The organism is Phormidesmis sp. 146-20 (assembly GCF_052939475.1).
This window is the reverse complement of sequence record NZ_JBJPHT010000035.1, coordinates 1-20,728: the sequence shown is the minus strand read 5'-3', so window position 1 is coordinate 20,728 and position 20,728 is coordinate 1. Positions and strand designations below refer to the sequence as shown.

Here is a 20,728-nt window from a genome sequence, read left to right as displayed (position 1 = left end):
CGATCGTCAGCCCAAAAGAATACGATCGACAAACTTCTCAATCAGTTGATTGGCGATCGGTGTTTCTTGCAACTCGCTCAACATTTGCTCCAAAACTTCTGGGTGATCAAAATAGCGATTTTGGTAGCGACGAATTCGGATTGCCAACTCTTGAGCATTCATTTCGGGGTGAAACTGAAACGCATAAAACGGTCTGTCTGGAATCTTGAAAGCGTGATAGGGGCACTGATCGGAGGATGCGAGTAAAACTGCATTTTGAGGTAACGCGATCGCTCGTTCTTTGTGTCCTGATACTGCCCAAAATCCATCCGGTACATCACAAAACAATAAATCATGCGTGGCCGCTGGCGTTAACCAAAGTGGATACGTTCCCACTTCCATCTTGTCTTTGTCTACAATCACTTTTCCACCCAGCGCTTCTACCACTGCCTGAAACCCAAAGCAGGATGCAAAAACAGGAATGCGCTGATCGACACAGCAAACTAAAAGACGCTCGATCGCAGGCACAAACGTATACACGTCAGGCTGAGTCACCGAAGCGTCGCTAGATCCGCCCACAAATAACGCATCAAAGCCATTGATCTGCGTCACCTCAAACTCAGGCGTTTTATAAACATCCAGCACCGAAAACTGATGAGCTTCTAAGCGACTGTAATGTACAAACGCATCAAACTCTTCCTGTCGAGTCAGGCTGTCATGACGAATTTGCAGCAGCAGAATCTTTAAGTCAGACCGATGTTTTGTCAAGCTACAATGCCTCAAATTGTGCAGTAAACCCCTCTAACAACAGGCACTCATCTTGAAATGATTCGGCCTCATCCACATTCTCGATCTGAAACTCCATAATGCGCCGCTCGTCGTCTTTCATCTTCTTGCTGGAGAGCGATTTTGCCCCATATTTGGCGACGATCGCATTAAAGTCTTTAGCATAGGTACGCCAACTATCCGCAGAACAGTAAACAATAACTCGCCACATAAAAACTTCTGTAAAAGGACGAGTCTATTGTCGCACTTGCGATGAGAAAATTTTGGACTCCCAACTTTGGACTTTGGTTTAATATCAGCTTGATCTTTCATAGCTATAGACTCTCAAACTCCCCTCCCTACGGCTTCCCCCCTAATCGAAGGTGTGATTTTCTGGCTCCCCGCCTGACTAAGGAAGGGTTGGGGGAAATCGAAGATCCATTGCATCTGATGCATCTAAGAAGTGATTTGTGTAACGCTCTGATTTGTGTAACGTTCAAATGGCCCTATTTGTAATGCAAAAAGAGCCGACTAAATTCATCAAAAAACGATCGCTAAATCAACCTATAAATCAAATCAAAAGCTGATCTAACGAATAGATTCAACGACTTTGACCGCTTCTTGTGGGCTGATATTGCGGCAGCGATTCAGTGCTGGGTTAACATCTGCCCCTGTAAATCGATAAAACGGGCCGCTTCCTATCCAGTTTGACAATAGAGTAGACCGATTGGCCGAACCAAATCTGCCCAACTCCAGCGTGGTTTTGCCATAGGTCGGATTGTTCACTGGAAAGCTTTTTTCACCCGATGGCAGGTCGCCAATTCCGCCGCTAGTGGCTTCGATCGCAAAGCAAAAATCTTGTGAAGTGTCGCGACCAAACTTGCGATAAATCATCAGATACCTCAGTCCGCCAATTCTCGCGTTGCGTTGGGCGTTGACCTGAATTTCGTCTAATCGAAACCCCAAAGGCACGTAAGAGAGGGACGCAGCCTTGAGTCCGGTGGCTTTGAGAATTTGCAGATGGGCTGGGCTAAGTTGAGCGTCTGGGTTCGGTTTAGCAGATTGAGCGTGGGCGGTTCCAGTCGTCATCACACTGAGGACGATCGCAGCTTTGACAAAGTTCTGAGAATTTTTCATTTTCTGCAAAAAGTTTAGGATATCCGATCTATTCCTGGAGTGGATGCTGTTTTCGGGCGTTTTTTGAAAATAGGTTTATACTCGATCGACAAGTCGAGTTAGTTCACTTGAACTAGCGAATGATCACAAAACCTGATCAATTCCTTGCCGAATTTAAGAACTACATATAGAGTAGTAAGACATCTTTTTGTCACCTCAACGCTATATATGAGACAGGGAGTCCCAAATGGTTCGAGACATTGAACGAATTAGACCCAGAGACCTTTCAGATCCAAATGTCCAAACTTCAGGACAGCTAAACGGGCAGTTTCCCCCATCGGCACCTGCTGCAAACCCTGTCTTTTACCGTACCTACAGCCGCAAAATTGCTGACGATCGCCGTGAATCCTGGCAAGAAGTCAGCGATCGCACCATTCAAGGACTCGCCGAACTGGGACACTTTACCGCAGAAGAGCGCACTTTGATCGAGAAGATGCAGCAGTCGATGCGCTGTCTACCGTCTGGACGCTGGCTGTGGGTGGGCGGCACGGGTTGGATTGCTAAACCCGAAAACTTCTCAGGCTCCTACAATTGCACCAGTACCAATGTGACCGACTGGCGATCGTTCGGCTTGATGATGGATCTGGCCATGATGGGATCGGGGACAGGTGCCGTTTTAGAACCCAAGTACACAAGCCAACTTCCAGTCATTCGCAATCGCTTGAAGATTCGATCAGTTAGTGAAATCGGGTCTCAGCCTGTCGATCAGCGTCAAGACCAGACAGAACTCTTTGTCGAAGGCAATCAGGTGACGATTCGAGTCGGTGACAGTCGTCAGGGTTGGGTGGCTTCTTACCAGAGCTTATTAGAACTCTCAACCGACGATCGCTTCACCAGTGATGTAGAAATCATCGTTGACTTGAGCCATGTCCGCCCCGCAGGTGAGCGCCTCAAAGGATTTGGCGGTGTGGCTAACCCTGTCCGACTACCGGGACTATATGAACGCTGTGCTACGGTTCTCGATCAGGCGATCGGTCGTCAACTCACGTCTGTCGAGTGCTGCATTCTCATTGACGAAGCCGCCGCCTGTGTCGTGGCCGGCAATATTAGGCGCTCAGCGGGGATGCGTCAAGGCAGTAGTGAAGATGTAGAGTTTGCTGGGGCGAAAGATAACCTTTGGCAACAAGATGCTGAGGGCAATTGGCGAATTGACCCCGATCGCGATGTTCTTCGCATGGCCAATCACACTCGCGTCTATCATCATCAGCCCACTGAGCAAGAATGTATCGATGCCGTTCGCAAGCAGTTTTACTCCGGGGAAGGCGCGATTCAGTATGCACCCGAAGCGATCGCTCGCTCTAACGCAGATATTCTCACCACACTGGAACTAAAGACTGAGTTTCTACGGGCTTACAACGCAGGTCAAGGGCAACAATGGATACAAGAATATTATCCAAAAATGCCGACTCAAGAATTAGAACATCGGCTGGGACGCTACGGACTTAACCCATGTGGGGAAATTTTGGGAGAAAATTTTCACTGTAACCTTTCTGAAGTTCACCTCAATCAGCTTGATCCGTTTAACTTCAACGAACAAGAAGAAGCCTTTACAGCGGGTGCGTTGTCGGTTGCGGCATTGTTGAACCACAAGTTTAATGAGCCTCGCTATCAGTATTCTCGTGAGCTTGATCCGATCGTCGGTGTTTCCTTCACCGGACTTTTCGATTTCTTTGTGAATGCTTTTGGCGTGGAGTGGCTGCGTTGGTGGGAGGCGGGTAGACCTGATACGGTCACGGGCTTACAGTTCAAGCAAAAAGAACAGGAGTATCTAACTCGCTGGCGAGAAATCGTGCATCAAGTAGTTGGAGAGTATTGCGATCGTCACAACCTGCGTCGCCCCAATCGCTGCACCACCGTCCAACCTGCCGGAACCAAATCGCTGCTAACGGGCGCAAGTCCTGGATGGCACCCGCCCAAAGCCCAACGGTTCATTCGTCGGATTACGTTCCGCAAAAACGATCCGGTAGCGATGGCTTGTCTAGATTATGGTTACAGCATTGTCCCTTCCCAATCTGACAAAGACGAAGCGGGTAACTTGCTGAATGATCCGTTTGATCCGCGCTGTACTGAGTGGTTAGTTGAAATTCCGGTCGAAGTGCCTTGGGCCAGCATTCCAGGAGCCGATGAGATTGAGATCGAAAAGTTCTCAGCGATCGCTCAGATGGATTTCTATTTGCAAGTTCAGCGCTACTACACGGCTCACAATACCAGCGCAACTATTGAACTTCGCGAAGATGAGATCGAAGCGTTGGCATCTCGAATCTATCAAGCGATCGACCAAAACGAAGGCTACATCAGTGCTGCATTGTTAGCGCGATTTGATGCACCTTTCCCCCGGTTGCCGTTTGAGAAAATCGATCGAGCCACCTTTGAGCAGCTTCAACAACAAGTGCTTTCACGCCAGAAGACGACCGATTTCTACACGGCTCTGACTCGCTACGATTCGGGTGAAGTGGTCGCCGAAGGGCCAGCCGGATGCGATAGCGATAAGTGCATGATGCCTGAGAAAAAGGGTAACACTTAACTATCCCTTAAAAATGCTCTCAACCTGAACTCCTCGTTTTCTGTATTAACAGCGGGGAGTTTATATTGAGAGATGAGTCTGAGCAGTAAATTATGAAGCGTGATTGGAACTTGCTACGTTGTGTTTTGAGAGAAGCAGAATCTTGCGAGAGTGGACATCCACTAGTACTTACCCAAGGAATTTATGGAGGGGATCATTACGCACTGGATATTGGTGAACGCGATTTTCTAGAAGTGTGTAGACACATAGAACTTCTTGGCGATGGTGGTTTGGCTGTTGTTAGAATTCTTGGAGGCAATTCGTTAAGTTTAGCAGGGGTTGTAATTGACCGTTTAACAATGTTAGGTCACAGCTTTCTTGAGGCGGCACAGGATGAAGATCGATGGCAAAAAGCCGTGATAAGTGCTGATGAAAAAGGTGGTCTACTTCAAGAATTAATTAGTAGGCTGCAACATTCGAGTAAAGTTACAACTCAAGAAGTGAACAAGTCATCAAGAGAAAACTATGTAGACCCGAATATCATCGAAGAGCTGCGCTCAGTGGAAAGTTGTGAGTTTGATCTATCAAAAGTTGTTCGATTTTGTGAGGAGTTAAACAGTTCTTTCGTCGCAGAAAATTACATAGCAACAACTCTTCTGATACGGGCACTCATCAACCACATCCCACCAATCTTTGGTCAAAAGACATTCCCGCAAGTAGTTAGCCAAGTATCTAAAAGCCGTCGTGAGCTATTTAGCCCGTTAGAGAATGTAGCAAGAGATGTCGCTGATTTACATAATCATGACCTAGTGCGTCACAAGGAAAATTTGCCGACGCGGAATCAAGTTGAGCCATTCAAGCCAAATCTAGAGGTTTTGTTGCAGGAACTAATCGTAGAAATTCAGAAATCTAAATAGTTGTTTGGGTAACTGATGCCAGAAGTATCTGAACGGGCTCAATTGTGGAAGAGGTAGCAAAGCTTGAAAACTGATTGCTCCAACTCATCCTTTCATGCAAAGGCGATCGACTGCTCACATACTTCATCAGTTGCGATTGAGGCGAGTATTTTAGCGATCGCGCACGATCGAGTTCCCATCGCGTTAGATAATTGAGAGAAGTCGATCGGGCGCAGGCAGGTGGTCAACCCGTCCTCGACTATCAAAGCTAAAATAAACCCTATGGAACAAGAAGTCATCACCCTCCTCTCTAGCCGCGAAATTGACAAAATGCGTCGTGCCGGACACCTAGCCGCACAGCTACTCGACCACCTCGAACCCCTCGTCAAACCCGGCGTGACGACCCTGCAACTCAATGACGAAGCCGAACGCTGGACACAGGCACACGGAGCCAAAAGCGCACCCCTCGGCTATCACGGCTTTCCCAAATCGATCTGCACCAGCGTCAATGAAGTTGTCTGTCACGGCATCCCCAACGCTAAACAAATTCTCAAAGACGGCGACATTATCAATATCGACGTAACCCTGATTCTCGACGGCTACCACGGCGACACCTCCAAAATGTACCTCGTCGGCGAGCCGTCCGCTTTGGCCAAACGACTCGTCGAAGTCACCGACAAATGCCGTCATCTGGGAATCGAGCAGGTCAGACCTGGCGCAAAAATCGGCGACATCGGGGCAGCCATTCAGGAATATGCAGAGTCTCAAGGGTTCTCCGTAGTGAGAGATTTTGTGGGTCACGGCATCAGCAATATTTTTCACACCGCGCCTCAGATTCCTCACTATGGCAAACGCGGCACGGGTAAAAAGCTGCGTCCCGGCATGGTCTTTACGATCGAACCCATGATCAACGAAGGCACCTGGGAAGTCGAAGTTCTCAAAGACAAATGGACGGCCGTCACCAAAGATCGTAAACTCTCAGCCCAATGCGAACATACGCTCGTCGTTACGGCAACCGGGTATGAAATTTTGACGCAGAACTAAACGCTGAACTAAGAGAAAGTAGATTCTGCTACCTGGGGGGCGTTACACAACTGTCGCAGACTGGATCGAAACTCTGCATCTAGATAGTGACTTTGCAGAGTTTGCCACTGTTCGCAGGCATGAGCAACATTGCGATCGAGATGTCGAGCCACCGTCGGACAACTCTCCTCAAGAGAAACCTGTAATCGCGTTATCAAATAATCTTGCATCACAGCGCTGTCTTGAATCTGCCCCAACACTTCTTGAATCGTTTTGAACTCATCCACCTGAGCGGCGTAGCGATCGTCATAAAAATCGACAAACAACTCCGTCTGATAGCGCACTCGTTTCATCTGCTTGCGAAGGTCGTGTAGCGTCAGGCTGTGCTGTTTGAGAAATTGCCCGATCGTCTCAGGGTCGATAGGTTGAATCGTCGCCTGACCATTTTCAAACGTGGCACCAACCAACCAGGCAGGATGCAGCAGCGTTTCACTGATCAGAGGCAGCAAGAGATCAGGCAGCACTTCTAGAATGGGGAATTGGGCGATCGCTCTACACTGAGGGTTTTCTAGCCAGTGATCGAAGCCATCTTTGAGATCTTGATATCGGTTGCTCTTTAAAGTCTGTTTTAGCTGATCAAAGTCCTGTTTGCGCTGCTTGTGCATTTTTTTGAGCAGGCTAGCTAGTTCTTCCCGCTCGGCTTTGGGCAAATCGGTTTGCTGCTGAGTTTCAAGTTCGGCGGTCAACACATCCAGATCGCGAACTGCTCCAAGGGTTTGAGCAATTTTGGAAAGACGACGATCGCTGACTCCTTTGGGCAACTCGATCGCAAACCCAAACACCTGAATAGCCGTTCTCAACCGCCGAATTCCCACCCGCATCTGGTGCAAACATTCTGGATCTTTGTCCTGCAAAACGTCCGCTTCATGTTTGACAAACTTTTTGAAATGTTTGGCGATCGCCTGGTAAGCAAAGTTCTCTAGCGTTTCCTCTTGAGCAGGCTTTTGCATTGGCTTCTCTAGGGTTGTCTTCATAGCTGTCGGTATCTATCATCATCTAGCAGGATAAGAGAACGCTAACCTCTTAATCTTCCTGCTAATGGGATAACTCCTTAAAAACAGGGGAGAATTAAAGGCTGATCGGAGAATTTGTTAGAACTGATTAGTTAGAGTTTATTAGTATTTAAGACAAGAATAGGGATATGTGAGATTAGCGATGCAGGTTGAACTGATTGCCCGATCGCCTGAAGGTAACAAAAGTGGCCAAAGTGTTCTATTTATTCACGGTGCCTATCATGGCGCATGGTGTTGGGAAGAACATTTTCTAGATTATTTTGCTCAGTCGGGATATTTTGCCTACGCGCTCAACTTGCGAGGACATGGAAATAGTGACTCAAGCTCTCAAAAAGTTAGTTTTAGTGAATATTTGGAAGATATCGATCGAACAATACAAAAAATTGAGAAACTGACCATTCTAGTAGGTCATTCACTGGGTGGGATGCTGGTTCAAAAATATATTGAAAAAAACTCTGTGCCTGCCGCAGTCATCATGTCTACAAGTACACCGTCAGGATTGCGTGCCGTAGGACTTCGCTTTCTTCGCCTTTATCCTGCTAAAACAATTCAAATGCTGTTGACTTCTAACCCAGATGTTTTGTGGCATTCTTCACAAGTCATTCAAAGCTTTTTCCTACCCAACAAGCTAACCGAAGAGGAAAGAAATCGATACAGTCAGAAAATTGTAAATCAATCTGAATCCGGATATTTAATGTTAAAAGAGCTAACGTCTCTAAAGTTTAATCGCCCTGTGAAACCTCAGCAGGTATTAGTCATTAAGGGTACAAAAGATCCCTTAGTTCCAGACAAGGAGTGTACAGAGATTGCTAATATTCACCACACAAAGCCTATCTTGCTAAGCGACCTTTCTCACGATCTAATGTTGGGAGAAGATTGGAGGATTTCGGCAGACATCATTTTAGAATGGCTCCAATCTCAAGGTCTAAATTAGGCTTACATACCTAGTTGACCTGGGATGAGTTCAAAACTGGTTGCAGTCGCGGAACTCGATCGCCACAAACCGAAACATCCTCTTTTGAAAGCGCTACCATAAAACGAGCAGATTTACACTCAATCTAGGAATTTAGATGGCACCTAGCACATAATTTCTACCGAAAAAACACTGGTTTTTATTTGTTCTGTGAAATTTTCGCGAGAAAATTATGTAATTTTGACAAAGAATTGCTTGAGGGGTTTCACCCTACACCCCAAAGGTGACATACTGTGTTCAGTAGATGCACCCTGATGACAGGGGGAGTTGCGAGATGCGACCCTCCCTTTTTTCTTATCTATCGGCTCTCTGAAATCATCCTCTACCCCTTTGACTTGATATAATCCGCTCTCATGGATCGATAAGGGAAGGGAGATAGGATTATGGCAGATTGGCAGCAGGTTTCGGGTGGGGTGACAGCCCCCAAGGGATATCGATCGACAGGCATCACCGCAGGACTCAAGCCGTCCGGTCTCCCTGACTTAGCACTGATTGTCTCTGATGCAGACGCGATCGCTGCCGGAGTATTCACCACTAGCCAAACGAGAGCGCCTGTCATCGATTATTGTCGAGAACGCCTTCAGGCAAAGTCGATCGCCCGCGCTATTCTCTGCAACGCCGGACAGGCCAACGCCGCCACCGGGACTCAAGGCATGATCGACGCGCTAGAATCTGCCCAACTCGTGTCTCAAGCCTTAAACATTTCCTCAGATTTAGTCTTGCTGGCCTCGACGGGCGTGATCGGGCAGCGGATTAAAATGGATGCCATGCGATCGGGCATTCCCCAACTAATTGCCAGCTTGAGCGAAACGGGTTCGGAGACGACCGCTAGAGCCATCATGACGACGGATTTAGTTCCTAAAACGATCGCTTTAGAAACGATGATTGGCGATCGTCCCGTCCGGATGGGAGGCATTGCTAAAGGGTCAGGCATGATTCACCCCAATATGGCAACGATGCTGTCTTTTGTCACTTGTGATGCGGCGGTGTCGTCCCAACTGTGGCAACAAATGCTGAGTCGAGCCGCCGATCGCAGCTTCAATCAAATTACGGTCGATGGAGACACCAGCACCAATGACACGCTGATTGCTCTGGCCAATGGTCAGTCTCGCACCCCCGCTATTACCGAAATGGGAGCCGATGCCGACAAGCTAGAAGCGATGTTGACAGAAGTGTGTACCTACTTAGCGAAAGCGATCGCGCGGGATGGTGAAGGCGCCACCTGTCTGATCGAGGTGCAAGTTTCGGGGGCCCCAGACGATGATGGTGCTCGGCAAATTGCCAAAACGATCGCAGGGTCTTCTCTCGTCAAGTCCGCAATTTTTGGTCGCGATCCCAACTGGGGGAGAATTTCGGCCGCTGCGGGACGGGCAGGCATCCCCTTTGAGCAAAGCGAACTTCAGATCAAGCTGGGCGACTTTTTGATGATGCAAAACGGACAACCTCAAATGTTCGATCGTCCTTCTGCCAGCGATTATCTCAAACAAGCCGCCGCCGGAGCTTATCTGCAAGCAGACACCGTTCTCATCTCAGTCAGTGTCGGCAACGGATCAGGAAGCGGCAAAGCCTGGGGCTGCGATCTTAGCTACGACTATGTGAAGATCAACGCAGAATACACGACTTGACATCCTCTACGCCCACGGTGAATCTTCATTCCACAAACTAGCAAGACCACTTCCTCCCTCATCCCTCCTAATCCGGGTCTTGCAAATACCGCCGAGGATTGCCCTTTTGTCCTGGTTGCGCTTGCTGACGATACCAGCGTTGCCAATTTTTGGAACTGCGAATCGCTAACCAGAGTAACAGTAGGGCAATAATTCCCCCTTGGCGAGGCGCATCAAAGGCAAATAGTACCAGCGCAACACACAAAATATCTTGAAAAAAAATAATCCATAAAGGTAAACCGCTCAAACGGTAAAACCAGCCGACCTGCACCAGTTGTAAGACCAGGGCCAGCAAGCCTCCCACCGCCCCTAATAGATTAGACAACCAGCCGGGAACATCGGTTGCTTGGGCGATCGCCATTCCCATCATTGCCCCCACCATCGGACTGAGCAAAAGTTGAACGATTTGTAGCGATCGCTGTCCAACGCGATTCTTTGATGCGAAGATTTCCAACAGCGACCAACTGACCAGCACACCCAGCACGATCGGCGGCGACAGACGAGACAAAATGGGCACCCGCGACCACAACTCTCCTCCAAAGACGAGACCAATGACCAGCAGCGGTAGGGCAATTCTCATTCCTGCGGCCGCCGACGCAGAGAGAACGGCCAGGAGAAGTTCAATCATGGGCTAAGAAGGGTTATCAAGAGGGGCAGACAGTTAAAGCCGTTTGGGGGCGACGAACTTCAGGAATCGTTTCTTCATCGTGAAGGAACCTCATCTATCTTTGCATTTGCTTTCTAGATAAGCCGGAAAAATAACAGTTATGGCAGATTCTCTCTTATCGGATGCGGCTCGACAGTTAGAACGGGCACTAAAGTACACTTCGGTTTCTGAGGATACGATCGAGTCGCTCAAATTTCCCAAAGCCAGCCTTACGGTTTCGATTCCGGTGCGAATGGATGATGGGTCGCTGAAGGTGTTTCAAGGTTATCGGGTTCGTTATGATGACGCTCGCGGGCCAGGTAAGGGAGGTGTGCGCTATCATCCCAACGTTTCGCTTGATGAGGTGCAGTCTCTATCGTTTTGGATGACGTTTAAGTGTGCGGCGCTGAGTTTGCCGTTTGGGGGCGCAAAAGGGGGCATTACGGTCAACCCCAAAGCGCTGTCTCGACTCGAATTGGAGCGGTTGAGCCGGGGGTATATTGACGCGATCGCTGACTTTATTGGCCCCGATGTCGATATTCTGGCTCCCGATGTCTACACCAACGCGATGGTTATGGGCTGGATGATGGATCAATACAGCATTATCAAGCGGCAGCTTAGTCCCGGCGTGGTGACGGGCAAGCCGATCGCAATGGGAGGCAGTCTAGGACGGGAAGCGGCGACGGCGATGGGGGCGTTTTATGCGATTGAAGCAATTTTGCCGAAGTTCGATCGCGTTCCACAAACCACAACCGTCGCCGTTCAAGGGTTTGGCAATGCAGGAGGGACGCTGGCGGACTTGCTATTCAAAGCGGGCTACAAGGTGGTGGCGGTCAGCGATTCTCAAGGCGGAATCTATGCCAAAAATGGGTTAGATATTCCCAGTGTGCGCCAGTTCAAAGATTCGACTCGTGCAATGAAAGCCGTTTATTGTGAAGGGACGGTCTGCAACATTGTGGATCACGAGGTGATTACCAATGAGGAACTGTTGGCGTTAGACGTGGATATTCTGATTCCTGCCGCATTAGAAAAGCAGGTTACAGAAACAAACGCTCCCGCAGTCAAAGCCAAACTAATTTTTGAAGTGGCCAACGGGCCGATCACCTCTGCCGCCGATCCCATTCTTGAAGCTAAGGGAATTTATGTCTTTCCTGACATTTTGATCAATGCAGGAGGCGTAACCGTCAGCTACTTTGAATGGGTGCAAAACCGCAGCGGCATGTACTGGACGATCGGCGAAGTCAACCAGAGCCTTCAGCGCAAAATGATCGACGAGACAGAACAAATCTGGACGATCGCGCACACCCACTCCATTCCCATGCGAACGGCCGCCTACGTTCACGCTTTAAATCGACTAGGAGAAGCGATCGATGCCAAAGGGACTCGCCTCTACTACAACGCCCACTAAAGACAACAGACTGGAGACCATGGACTGGAGACACGGGACGTTGGACATCAAATGCTGCTCTGTCCAGAGTTTAAAGTCCAGAGTCCCGCTTAATTTTGAGGTGCGATCGACAAGGTGTAAGGATTGCGTCCCTGGGCACGATCGCCCACATAGACTTGATACTTTCCTTTTGTCCAGCGTCCTGGAATTTCGATTTTGCCACCCGACAGGCTATCGGCTTGCACACAGAAGTTTTGCCCTTGAGATCCGGTAATTAGTAGCGTCGGTTCGCCTGATCCTTGAAGGCTAAAGCGAAGATTGGCATCAGCCGTCACCTGGATAACGTGATTGGGCGTATTGTTAATAAACCCTGCACAGCTTGCATCTTTTTTAGGGCCGCCAGAAGTTCCATTCAGGGTCATGGTTTGCGAGTTTGGAGCGATCGCAACTGTTTGACTCACTGCAAGATTTCCGATTGCCAAAACAGCGGCCAGCGCAGTCGGAATTGTTGCCCAACGAGATAGTTTCATCGATTTCACCCTCAACAGAGACGAGACTTAATAGATTTAGTATCGCAAGCCACGAAAGTCCTTAAGAGCCGAGTTGTTACTGTTTGTGAAGTGTCACGGGGAAGGAGCGCCAAGCCTTTACACAATCAGGGTTTTCATACCAGCTCATACTTTGATGCTGCGGACTTTAGACTCTGGACTCTGAACTTCAGATTTTGGACTTCAGATTTTGGACTTCAGACTCAGACAAAACAGCATTAGAGCCTAACGCACATTCCTTTATTTCTTAAGACGACCAAAGTTCTCGGAGGTTTCTAATGAAAACATCGTGAAGGCTAAAAAAGATTACGCTATCTCAGATGAAAACACGATATGAGTTTTGAGTAGAAGCTTCCTAACCCCATCCCCATGAACGACCTCGACATTCGAGAATGGCTACTCACTAACGGGCTAGGCAGCTTTGCCAGTGGCACCATTTGTGATGCGCGTACTCGCACCTATCATGGGTGGTTGATGGCGGCGCTTGATCCCCCCGATCGCTGCACGCTACTGCTTTCTCACATTGATGCCAGTCTAGAAATCGCTGGATTTGTCTTCTCACTGGGGACAAACTTTTGGCATGACGGTACGGTGTCTCCAAAAGGGGAAATGCTGCGATCGTTCTCGCCTGATCCGGTGCCGACCTGGGTTTGGCAACAAGATGACTGGGCATTGACTCGTCAGATTCTCATGCCCTACGGGTTAGAAAAGCAGGATCAAGAAGCGTCTGGTTTACCTGAGTTTAGTCATCGTGTGTTGATGCAATATCGCTATCAGGGGCAAAAAGCAGCGGTTTTGAGATTGCGTCCTTTGATCGGCGATCGCCCCATTCATCAACAGCAACACCAATCCCCTGATCTGAGCTTTTCTCAACTGGTCGAGCCACACCATCTGAGTTTGCAATCGATGCGGCCGGGTCAAGTCGGAACCCCGTGGCAGCTTTGCTGGAGTCAAGGACACTATCAGCCTGACAGCGTTTGGTACTGGAATTTTCACTATCCCGAAGAAACTCAACGCGGTTTAAATGATTGCGAAGATCTCTATAGTCCAGGATACATTTCAACCAGACTGCACGCTGGAGAAATGATCACATTAGAAGCAAGCGTAGGATTGACAGCCGAATCACTAAAGCTCACCAGCGAAACGTTTGATCGCGAACTCCAACAACAAACCGATCGGATTGCACCCTTGACCAACACAGCCTCATCAAACTTTCAGAAAAAACTATTAGAAACGAGCGATCGCTTTGTCGCCTTTAGAAGCACAACCGGAACGCCAACGCTGATTGCGGGTTACCCCTGGTTTAGAGATATCGGACGCTTTACCTTAATCTCACTTCCTGGATTAGCCCTGACGACACAACGCTATTCACTGGCGCGATCGCTATTAAAAACACTCGGACAATACTGCTATCAAGGGCTGATTCCCAATGGCTTTGCCGAACCTGACGGAAAGCCCATCTACAACAGCATCGACACCTCACTCTGGTGGATCGAAATGCTCGGACTCTATCTAGAAGCCAGCCAAGATTGGGACTTTCTCACTCAACAGTACGGCGTAGTCAAACAAATCTACAAATCTTTTACAGCCGGGACGCTTTACAACATTCGCATTGATGCCTCCGATGGACTGGTGATTTGGGATGATGCCACGATCGCCCTCACCTGGATGGATGCCCGCGTCCACGATCGACCCGTCACTCCCCGTCGAGGCAAACCGATCGAAGTGAATGCGCTCTGGTATTCTGCGTTGTGTTGGGCCACTCAGTGGGCTACGGCTTTGAGTCGATCGGATACCACCAATGCTGCCCTCGTCAACCAAGCCCGTCGCTATGCCGATCAAGCCAGTCAGGTAAAGCAGTCTCTTCAGCGATTTTGGAATGCCGATCGCAGCTATCTATTTGACGTGATCACCCCAGACGATCGCAGCGACCCGACCCTTCGACCCAATGCAGTTTTGGCTCTGTCGCTTCATCACTGTGCGTTTTCTTCAGACCAGGCAAGACAGATTTTGCAGGTGGCCCGCGATCGACTCCTGACTCCCTATGGCTTACGAACGCTTGACCCTACTGATCCCAATTATCAAGGACGCTATGAAGGCGCGGTCTGGACGCGAGAATTGGCTTACCATCAGGGCACAGTTTGGAGTTGGTTACTCAGTCCTTTTTTGCGGGCATGGAATCATTTTTATGCGGATTGTCCCCTGCTATTTGATTGGCAGCCGTTGCAGACTCATCTAGAGCAGCAGGTTTGTTTGGGCGCGATTTCAGAATTGTTTGATGGCGATGCACCGCATCTACCGAGAGGAGCGATCGCCCATGTCGGCACCATTGCCGAACTTTTACGCTGCTTAGACGAATGCACAGACTTCTAACCAAGTTTCATTTCATCCAAAAATGTTGCGATAAATCAAGAGTGATTGCTGGGTTGATCAACTCAAGTCAATTGTCAGGAAATCATGTTAAAAACTAAAAGAAATCTTAAATTCTTCTGCTTTTGAATCACTGCGCGGTAGAGAGCCTTTCCCATCGTTTTACTTGAGCTTGATCGCCCCAAAACCAGGAGCAATCCGCAAACTCATTCACCCGGAGGCTGTTATGTCGGGACTCATTCCCAGACCTCAGAGAGAGCGTCACTTGCCTAACTTAGATCATTGGAATGAGCCGTTTGAGCCAGAAGTAGCGGCTTCTAGCAGGGTGACGAATGCCTCTCAGGAGCACGACCGCGTGGTGGTGTTGGTCGATGGCTCTAATCTGTTTTATGCAGCATCGGTCTTGAGTGTTGGCATCGATTATGCAAAGCTTCTGCAATTTTTAGTCGGGGGGCGGCGACTGGTACGGGCTTACTTTTACACCGGAGTCGATCGCAGTAACGAAAAACAACAGGGATTTTTACTTTGGATGAGCCGCAACGGATATCGCGTCGTTGCTAAAGAGTTAATTCAGTTTCCAGATGGCACTCGTAAGGCTAATTTGGATGTTGAAATGGCGGTCGATATGTTGAGGTTGTCAGGTTGTTGTGACACGATCGTTTTGCTTAGTGGAGATGGAGATCTCGCTTATGCAGTCAATTCGGTTAGTTATCGGGGCGTGCGGGTCGAGGTGGTGAGCCTTTACTCAATGACCAGTGACAGCTTGATCAATGTGTCTGACCTCTACACCGATCTGGCAACCATCAAAGACCAAGTTCAGCGAGAGGAAAGCGATCTCTCCGAGTTACCCTCCAGGGGTCGCGAATCTCAGTCACCCACCTGGCTAAATATTCGTCGTGATTGAGTTCGATTTGCTCTTGTTTATTCTTGTTTATTAGTGTGAATTTGATGGATGCGGCTTCGGTGTTGACGGCTTCTGCCCCCCAAGCTGCCAATTTTAGGGGACTTTAAGAGTGACTTGAATTGATCGTTTTAGCTGCGATCGTAGATGCACTAAAATCAAGATCGAGCCTTTTGGAGAAAAAGAAATTGCCTACTCTCGGCGTTAACATTGACCACATCGCCACTATTCGTCAAGCACGACGCACTGTAGAGCCTGACCCCATTGCGGCCGCCGTCCTCGCAGAACTAGCCGGAGCTGATGGCATCACCGTTCATCTGCGCGAAGACCGTCGCCACATTCAAGACCGGGATGTACGGCTGTTGCGTCAGACGGTGAGAACTCATCTCAATCTAGAAATGGCAGCGACTGATGAAATGGTGGCGATCGCCCTCGATATCAAACCCGATTACGTCACCCTCGTCCCCGAAAAGCGTCAAGAAGTCACGACCGAAGGCGGATTAGACATTGCAGGGCAGCGCGATCGTATGCAGCAAGTCGTCGCCCAACTCCAAGACGCTCACATTCCGGTCAGTTTATTCATTGATGCAGATTCTCACCAGATTGCAGCCTCCGCCGCCACAGGCGCAAAATTTATCGAACTCCACACCGGACAGTATGCCGAAGCTCACAGCGAGTCCGATCGCCAAAAAGAATTAGAACTCTTAGCCAAAGGCTGTGAACAAGCGATCGCCGCCGGCCTGCGCGTGAATGCGGGACACGGTTTGACTTATTGGAATGTTTTTGCGATCGCAGGTCTCCCAGGCATGGAAGAATTGAATATTGGACACACGATCATCAGCCGGGCCGCCCTGGTCGGGTTAGAACGAGCCGTGCGCGAGATGAAACAAGCGATTCGAGGAGAACTTTGAACGTGAAGATCTTGGCTTAGGATCGTGAATTAAACAACCTGTAATTCTCGCGATTTCGCGTCGTTTAATTCGGCTTCTGCCCCCTAAATCCCCCAAATTTGGGGGACTTTGAACCGCGAAACTGCCTCAAATTCTAGAATGTCTGCTTTCTCAAAGTCTCCCAGAATGCGGGATTTAGGGGGCGAAGCAACCAGGCAATCATCGACCTTATTCAATTCACGATCCTTAGAGATTCGTCGAACCTCACACTCAAACCGCCCAAATCATCCTTTTGCCATCCAAACTACAAATTTAAGCAAATGACGACTTACTATTACGTTTTGGCCAGCGAGAAATTTCTCATCGATGAAGAACCGATCGCAGAAGTGATCAAGGAACGAACTCGCAATTATCGAGAAAACGAAAAGGAAATTGATTTTTGGCTAATTCGTCAGCCTGCCTTTTTGGAAGCGCCCGAATTGGCATCCGTCAAAGCTGGCTGTCCGCAACCCGCAGCGGCGATCGTGTCTACCAATCCTCAATTCATCACCTGGCTAAAACTGCGATTAGAATACGTGATCACCGGGCAGTTTGAGGCTTCAGAAACCATTCCTCAACCGCTTGCGTCACTGTCTTCTGTCTCATAGGCGCTTCGGATTTCAGAGATTAGATTGAAGCTCATCGGTAAAATCACTCAAACCCGTCCGACTAAATTTGAAACAAATCGCCTGAGACCGTCTAAAATCTAGAATCCAAAAGTCAAAACTCACTATGACTCGATCGTTACAGGTATTTCTTACAGTTGCAGGGTTGGCGATGACGGCCACAAGCACGATGGCGCAGACCTCCTATCCTCAGTGTCAGCCCCCCAAGTCCGGCGAGTATCTGTTATTGGTTCTCAACAAAACTTCAGAAACCCAGTCCAAAGTCCGGAGTGTGTTGCCCAACAATGCAGATGCGACGGTCTGTAACTACCTGGAAAATGTGGTGACTCGTGTGAGTGGCTTTAGTTCGGTTGAGACGGCTAACTCGTGGGCCCAATACCTCACCCAAACCGTTGGACTCCAAGCCTTTGTCGCCCGCTCAACTCAGACTCCGACAGCGACTCGCCCCCCCGAACCTGCACCTCTGTCGGCCAAAGCCTCTGATCCATCGACCTACAACCCTCAACCGCTTGGGACTGGATATGCCGTCTTGGTCAGCTACTTTGATCGTCCAGAATTGGCGGGACAAGTCCAGCAGGCATTGAGCAAAGAAGTGGGTCTGGTCTCCTATGGTCAGCGTCCCTATCTGTTAGCCATTCAAACGACGGATCAGGCGATCGCTAACTCAACTTTACAGAAACTCAGCGATCGCGGCTTTTGGGCGATGGTTGTCGATAGCCGTCGCGTCACCCTTTTGAGATCTGCGGTGAGTGTGCCTGCGATCGGCGGCAGATAGCTTTACTTCAAATTATTTACTTTAGATTAAAGGCAAACTCGGCGACACAAGAAATCGCAATTCCCAAAATCGAGCCGACAATCACCTGAACGGGCGTGTGTCCGAGCAGTTCTTTGAGACGTTCTTCAGTAAATTGATGTTCGCCCTGAAAGAATTCGTCGATCATCTGGTTGAGAATTTGTGCCTGCTTTCCGGCTGCCCGTCTCACACCCGCCGCATCATACATGACGATAATGGCAAACACGGTGGCGATCGCAAACTCACTGCTGGCCCATCCCGATGTCTGCCCGACTCCTGCCGCCAGCGCTGCTACCAACGCCGCATGAGAACTGGGCATTCCACCACTTTCGACCAAAACCTTCAAGTTAACCTTCTGATTGACGACTAACTCAACCAATAGCTTTGTAGCCTGAGCAATCAAACACGCGACGAGAGCGATCAGCAGCACTCGGTTGTCTAAAATGGTGCCAAAGTCCTGCATAGGGGGGAGGGATGAGGGATGAAAGGGTTTGGTGGGTTGTTCAGTTGGTTTGAATCGGCACTTTTTATCGGTAGTTCTTAGTGGGTTCGGGCGGTGATAAAGTCCGCGATCGCCATCAGAGGTAGGGCGCGATCGCCAAATCCTGATACGTCTGACTTGGCTTGCTCGACGAGTTGTTGGGCTTGTTTTTTGGATTCGTCGATGCCCCAAAAGCTGGGATAGGTAGCTTTTTGAGCGCGCAGATCTTTGCCGACTGATTTGCCCAATTCTTCTTGAGTGGACGTGATATCTAAGACATCATCGACGATTTGAAAGGCTAGTCCGATCGCTTGAGAATATCGAGTCAATTTCTGAACATCTGTTTCGGAGGCCCCGGCTAAAATAGCGCCACTGACCACCGAAGCTTCGAGTAAAGCGGCCGTTTTGTGGGCGTGGATGAAATTGAGCGTCTCAATCTTGACATCACAAACGCCTTCACAATGGAGGTCAACAGCCTGTCCGCCGACCAGTCCCGCAGCCCCGACGGCCCGCCCCAATCGAGCAATGACTTTGACGAGACGATCGGCAGGCACGTTCTGAGTTTCTTCCGCAATATGCTCAAAAGCGTAAGCCAGCAGCCCATCGCCCGCCAAAATCGCCACCGCTTCGCCAAAAACTTTGTGGTTGGTGAGTTTGCCCCGCCGATAGTCGTCATCATCCATCGCAGGCAAATCGTCATGAATCAGCGACATCGTGTGAATCATTTCTAACGCGCAGGCGGTTGGCATCGCCATATCGATCGTTCCCCCTGCCAATTCGCACGTTGCTAGACAGAGGATCGGCCGTAGCCGCTTTCCACCGGCCAGCAGAGAGTAGCGCATCGCTTCGTAGATCTGCTCAGGGTAGACGATCGGAAGCGAGCGATCGAGGGCTGCTTCTACCTTTTTTTGTCTTGCCGCGAGATAAGCCCGCAGATCAAACTGAGGCGCTTGTTTAGAAAACTGTGTTCCGTCCGTCACCACCATTAGAGTCCCTCCTACTGAGCCTTGCTTCCCATTGGGCAAATTTTGCATTAGAGATTTTATAAAAATGAGAAAGGTGAAAATCAGTTTTTAGTTCTCAACCCTCAAAGCTTTTGCGAATAGCTCCACACTGTATTGTGCAACAGCATGGTAACAGTCATCGCACCCACCCCACCCGGAACAGGCGTTAAGTATCCTGCGACCTGCTGCACCGCATCAAAATCGACATCTCCAACCAGACGACTTTTGCCCGTCGCGTCAGTTACGCGATTGATCCCCACATCGACCACCACGGCTCCCGGTTTGACCATTTCGGCTGTGACCAGGTTTTGACGACCGACTGCTGCGATCAAAATGTCAGCACTTTGGGCGATCGCCGTCAGGTCATGAGAGCGAGAATGGGCGATCGTCACCGTCGCATCCGCCTCCAACAACATGAGTGCAATGGGTTTCCCCACCAAAATACTACGCCCAATGACGACCGCTTGTTTGCCTTTACAATCAATTTGATATTCTTCGAGCAGCTTCATCACGCCGGCGGGTGTACAGCTTCTCAGCCCCGGCTCGCCGCGCAGCAGTCGCCCTAGATTAAAGGGATGCAACCCGTCTGCGTCTTTGTCGGGATTGATTTGATTGAGCAGAGCGACACTATCGAGGTGATCGGGTAGCGGCAGTTGTACCAGAATGCCATCGACGCGATCGTCCTGGTTTAATTCTCCGATCGTTTGCGCTAATTCTGCTTGAGTCGTCTCGATCGGAAAGTGTTTGCCAAACGAGGCGATCCCCACGGCTGCACAGGCGCGTTCTTTGTTTCGCACGTAGGCGGCGCTGGCGGGATTGTCTCCGACCATCAGTACAGCCAAACCGGGAGGACGATTTTGAGCTTGCAGGGTTTGCACCTGTTGGGCTAACTCGGTCTGCATTTTTTGGGCGAGGGCTTTACCGTCGAGGAGAATCATGAGGGATGAGGGATGAGGGATGAGGGATGAGGGATGAGGGATGAGGGATGAGG

At 49.4% G+C, this 20,728-nt stretch carries 21 protein-coding genes; 11 read left to right on the top strand and 10 right to left on the bottom strand.

What is annotated here, in order from left to right:
* Positions 1 to 6: 6 nt before the first annotated feature.
* The 3 genes from ACKFKH_RS22650 to ACKFKH_RS22640 form a co-directional block, all read right to left on the bottom strand.
* Positions 7 to 747, bottom strand: coding sequence for a type 1 glutamine amidotransferase (locus ACKFKH_RS22650; RefSeq protein WP_446860624.1), 741 nt, complete (start codon positions 745 to 747; stop codon positions 7 to 9).
* Position 748: 1 nt separating this feature from the next.
* Positions 749 to 976 (bottom strand): hypothetical protein, encoded by a 228-nt coding sequence (locus ACKFKH_RS22645; RefSeq protein WP_446860623.1) that lies wholly within the window; start codon positions 974 to 976, stop codon positions 749 to 751.
* A gap of 356 nt (positions 977 to 1,332) precedes the next feature.
* A complete protein-coding gene (locus ACKFKH_RS22640; protein ID WP_446860622.1) occupies positions 1,333 to 1,881 on the bottom strand; it encodes a hypothetical protein in 549 nt (182 codons plus the stop codon).
* Positions 1,882 to 2,107: 226 nt separating this feature from the next.
* On the opposite strand from ACKFKH_RS22640, the gene nrdJ reads away from it, so the two are divergent.
* Both nrdJ and ACKFKH_RS22630 read left to right on the top strand, forming a co-directional pair.
* Positions 2,108 to 4,444, top strand: a complete 2,337-nt coding sequence (nrdJ, locus tag ACKFKH_RS22635) for a ribonucleoside-triphosphate reductase, adenosylcobalamin-dependent (protein ID WP_446860621.1) — start codon at positions 2,108 to 2,110, stop codon at positions 4,442 to 4,444.
* A 92-nt stretch (positions 4,445 to 4,536) separates the two neighbouring features.
* Positions 4,537 to 5,340 (top strand): DUF2513 domain-containing protein, encoded by an 804-nt coding sequence (locus ACKFKH_RS22630; protein WP_446860620.1) that lies wholly within the window; start codon positions 4,537 to 4,539, stop codon positions 5,338 to 5,340.
* 92 nt (positions 5,341 to 5,432) lie between these two features.
* Here the strand turns inward: ACKFKH_RS22630 and ACKFKH_RS22625 are convergent, their stop codons facing one another.
* Entirely contained in the window at positions 5,433 to 5,618 is a 186-nt protein-coding gene (locus ACKFKH_RS22625) for a hypothetical protein (RefSeq protein ID WP_446860619.1), read from the bottom strand.
* On the opposite strand from ACKFKH_RS22625, the gene map reads away from it, so the two are divergent.
* Positions 5,602 to 6,363, top strand: coding sequence for a type I methionyl aminopeptidase (gene map, locus ACKFKH_RS22620; RefSeq protein WP_446860618.1), 762 nt, complete (start codon positions 5,602 to 5,604; stop codon positions 6,361 to 6,363). The two genes, ACKFKH_RS22625 and map, sit on opposite strands and share 17 nt — an antisense overlap.
* 8 nt (positions 6,364 to 6,371) lie before the next feature.
* Here the strand turns inward: map and ACKFKH_RS22615 are convergent, their stop codons facing one another.
* Positions 6,372 to 7,376: a CHAD domain-containing protein gene (locus ACKFKH_RS22615; RefSeq protein WP_446860617.1), complete on the bottom strand. Its 1,005-nt coding sequence runs from the start codon at positions 7,374 to 7,376 to the stop codon at positions 6,372 to 6,374.
* Positions 7,377 to 7,557: 181 nt separating this feature from the next.
* Between ACKFKH_RS22615 and ACKFKH_RS22610 the strand changes: the two genes are divergently transcribed.
* Together ACKFKH_RS22610 and argJ are read left to right on the top strand one after the other, a co-directional pair.
* Entirely contained in the window at positions 7,558 to 8,349 is a 792-nt protein-coding gene (locus ACKFKH_RS22610; protein WP_446860616.1) for an alpha/beta hydrolase, read from the top strand.
* Between the two features lie 422 nt (positions 8,350 to 8,771).
* Positions 8,772 to 10,013: a bifunctional ornithine acetyltransferase/N-acetylglutamate synthase gene (gene argJ, locus ACKFKH_RS22605; protein ID WP_446860615.1), complete on the top strand. Its 1,242-nt coding sequence runs from the start codon at positions 8,772 to 8,774 to the stop codon at positions 10,011 to 10,013.
* A gap of 67 nt (positions 10,014 to 10,080) precedes the next feature.
* Here the strand turns inward: argJ and ACKFKH_RS22600 are convergent, their stop codons facing one another.
* On the bottom strand, positions 10,081 to 10,680 hold the full coding sequence (locus ACKFKH_RS22600) for a DUF4126 domain-containing protein (protein WP_446860614.1): 600 nt from the start codon (positions 10,678 to 10,680) through the stop codon (positions 10,081 to 10,083).
* Positions 10,681 to 10,819: 139 nt separating this feature from the next.
* Between ACKFKH_RS22600 and ACKFKH_RS22595 the strand changes: the two genes are divergently transcribed.
* Positions 10,820 to 12,106, top strand: a complete 1,287-nt coding sequence (locus ACKFKH_RS22595) for a Glu/Leu/Phe/Val family dehydrogenase (protein WP_446860613.1) — start codon at positions 10,820 to 10,822, stop codon at positions 12,104 to 12,106.
* A gap of 89 nt (positions 12,107 to 12,195) precedes the next feature.
* On the opposite strand, the gene ACKFKH_RS22590 is transcribed toward ACKFKH_RS22595, so the two are convergent.
* Complete coding sequence (locus ACKFKH_RS22590) at positions 12,196 to 12,615, bottom strand: hypothetical protein (protein WP_446860612.1); 420 nt, start codon at positions 12,613 to 12,615, stop codon at positions 12,196 to 12,198.
* A gap of 387 nt (positions 12,616 to 13,002) precedes the next feature.
* Between ACKFKH_RS22590 and ACKFKH_RS22585 the strand changes: the two genes are divergently transcribed.
* The 5 genes from ACKFKH_RS22585 (at position 13,003) to ACKFKH_RS22565 (ending at position 18,234) form a co-directional block, all read left to right on the top strand.
* Positions 13,003 to 15,006 carry an amylo-alpha-1,6-glucosidase gene (locus ACKFKH_RS22585; RefSeq protein ID WP_446860611.1) on the top strand — a complete coding sequence of 668 codons (2,004 nt, stop codon included), beginning with the start codon at positions 13,003 to 13,005 and terminating at the stop codon, positions 15,004 to 15,006.
* 223 nt (positions 15,007 to 15,229) lie between these two features.
* Complete coding sequence (locus ACKFKH_RS22580) at positions 15,230 to 15,907, top strand: LabA-like NYN domain-containing protein (protein ID WP_446860610.1); 678 nt, start codon at positions 15,230 to 15,232, stop codon at positions 15,905 to 15,907.
* Positions 15,908 to 16,092: 185 nt separating this feature from the next.
* Positions 16,093 to 16,815: a pyridoxine 5'-phosphate synthase gene (locus ACKFKH_RS22575; protein ID WP_446860609.1), complete on the top strand. Its 723-nt coding sequence runs from the start codon at positions 16,093 to 16,095 to the stop codon at positions 16,813 to 16,815.
* A gap of 299 nt (positions 16,816 to 17,114) precedes the next feature.
* Positions 17,115 to 17,441: an MgPME-cyclase complex family protein gene (locus ACKFKH_RS22570; RefSeq protein WP_446860608.1), complete on the top strand. Its 327-nt coding sequence runs from the start codon at positions 17,115 to 17,117 to the stop codon at positions 17,439 to 17,441.
* Positions 17,442 to 17,565: 124 nt separating this feature from the next.
* Positions 17,566 to 18,234 (top strand): hypothetical protein, encoded by a 669-nt coding sequence (locus ACKFKH_RS22565; RefSeq protein ID WP_446860607.1) that lies wholly within the window; start codon positions 17,566 to 17,568, stop codon positions 18,232 to 18,234.
* A gap of 16 nt (positions 18,235 to 18,250) precedes the next feature.
* Here ACKFKH_RS22565 and ACKFKH_RS22560 read toward each other — a convergent pair whose 3' ends face one another.
* The 3 genes from ACKFKH_RS22560 to folD form a co-directional block, all read right to left on the bottom strand.
* Entirely contained in the window at positions 18,251 to 18,715 is a 465-nt protein-coding gene (locus ACKFKH_RS22560; protein ID WP_446860606.1) for a divergent PAP2 family protein, read from the bottom strand.
* A gap of 77 nt (positions 18,716 to 18,792) precedes the next feature.
* Positions 18,793 to 19,767: a geranylgeranyl diphosphate synthase CrtE gene (gene crtE, locus ACKFKH_RS22555; RefSeq protein WP_446860605.1), complete on the bottom strand. Its 975-nt coding sequence runs from the start codon at positions 19,765 to 19,767 to the stop codon at positions 18,793 to 18,795.
* A 53-nt stretch (positions 19,768 to 19,820) separates the two neighbouring features.
* The gene (gene folD / locus ACKFKH_RS22550; protein WP_446860604.1) at positions 19,821 to 20,675 is read right to left on the bottom strand and encodes a bifunctional methylenetetrahydrofolate dehydrogenase/methenyltetrahydrofolate cyclohydrolase FolD; all 855 of its coding nucleotides are present in this window, start codon (positions 20,673 to 20,675) and stop codon (positions 19,821 to 19,823) included.
* Between the last annotated feature and the right edge of the window lie 53 nt (positions 20,676 to 20,728).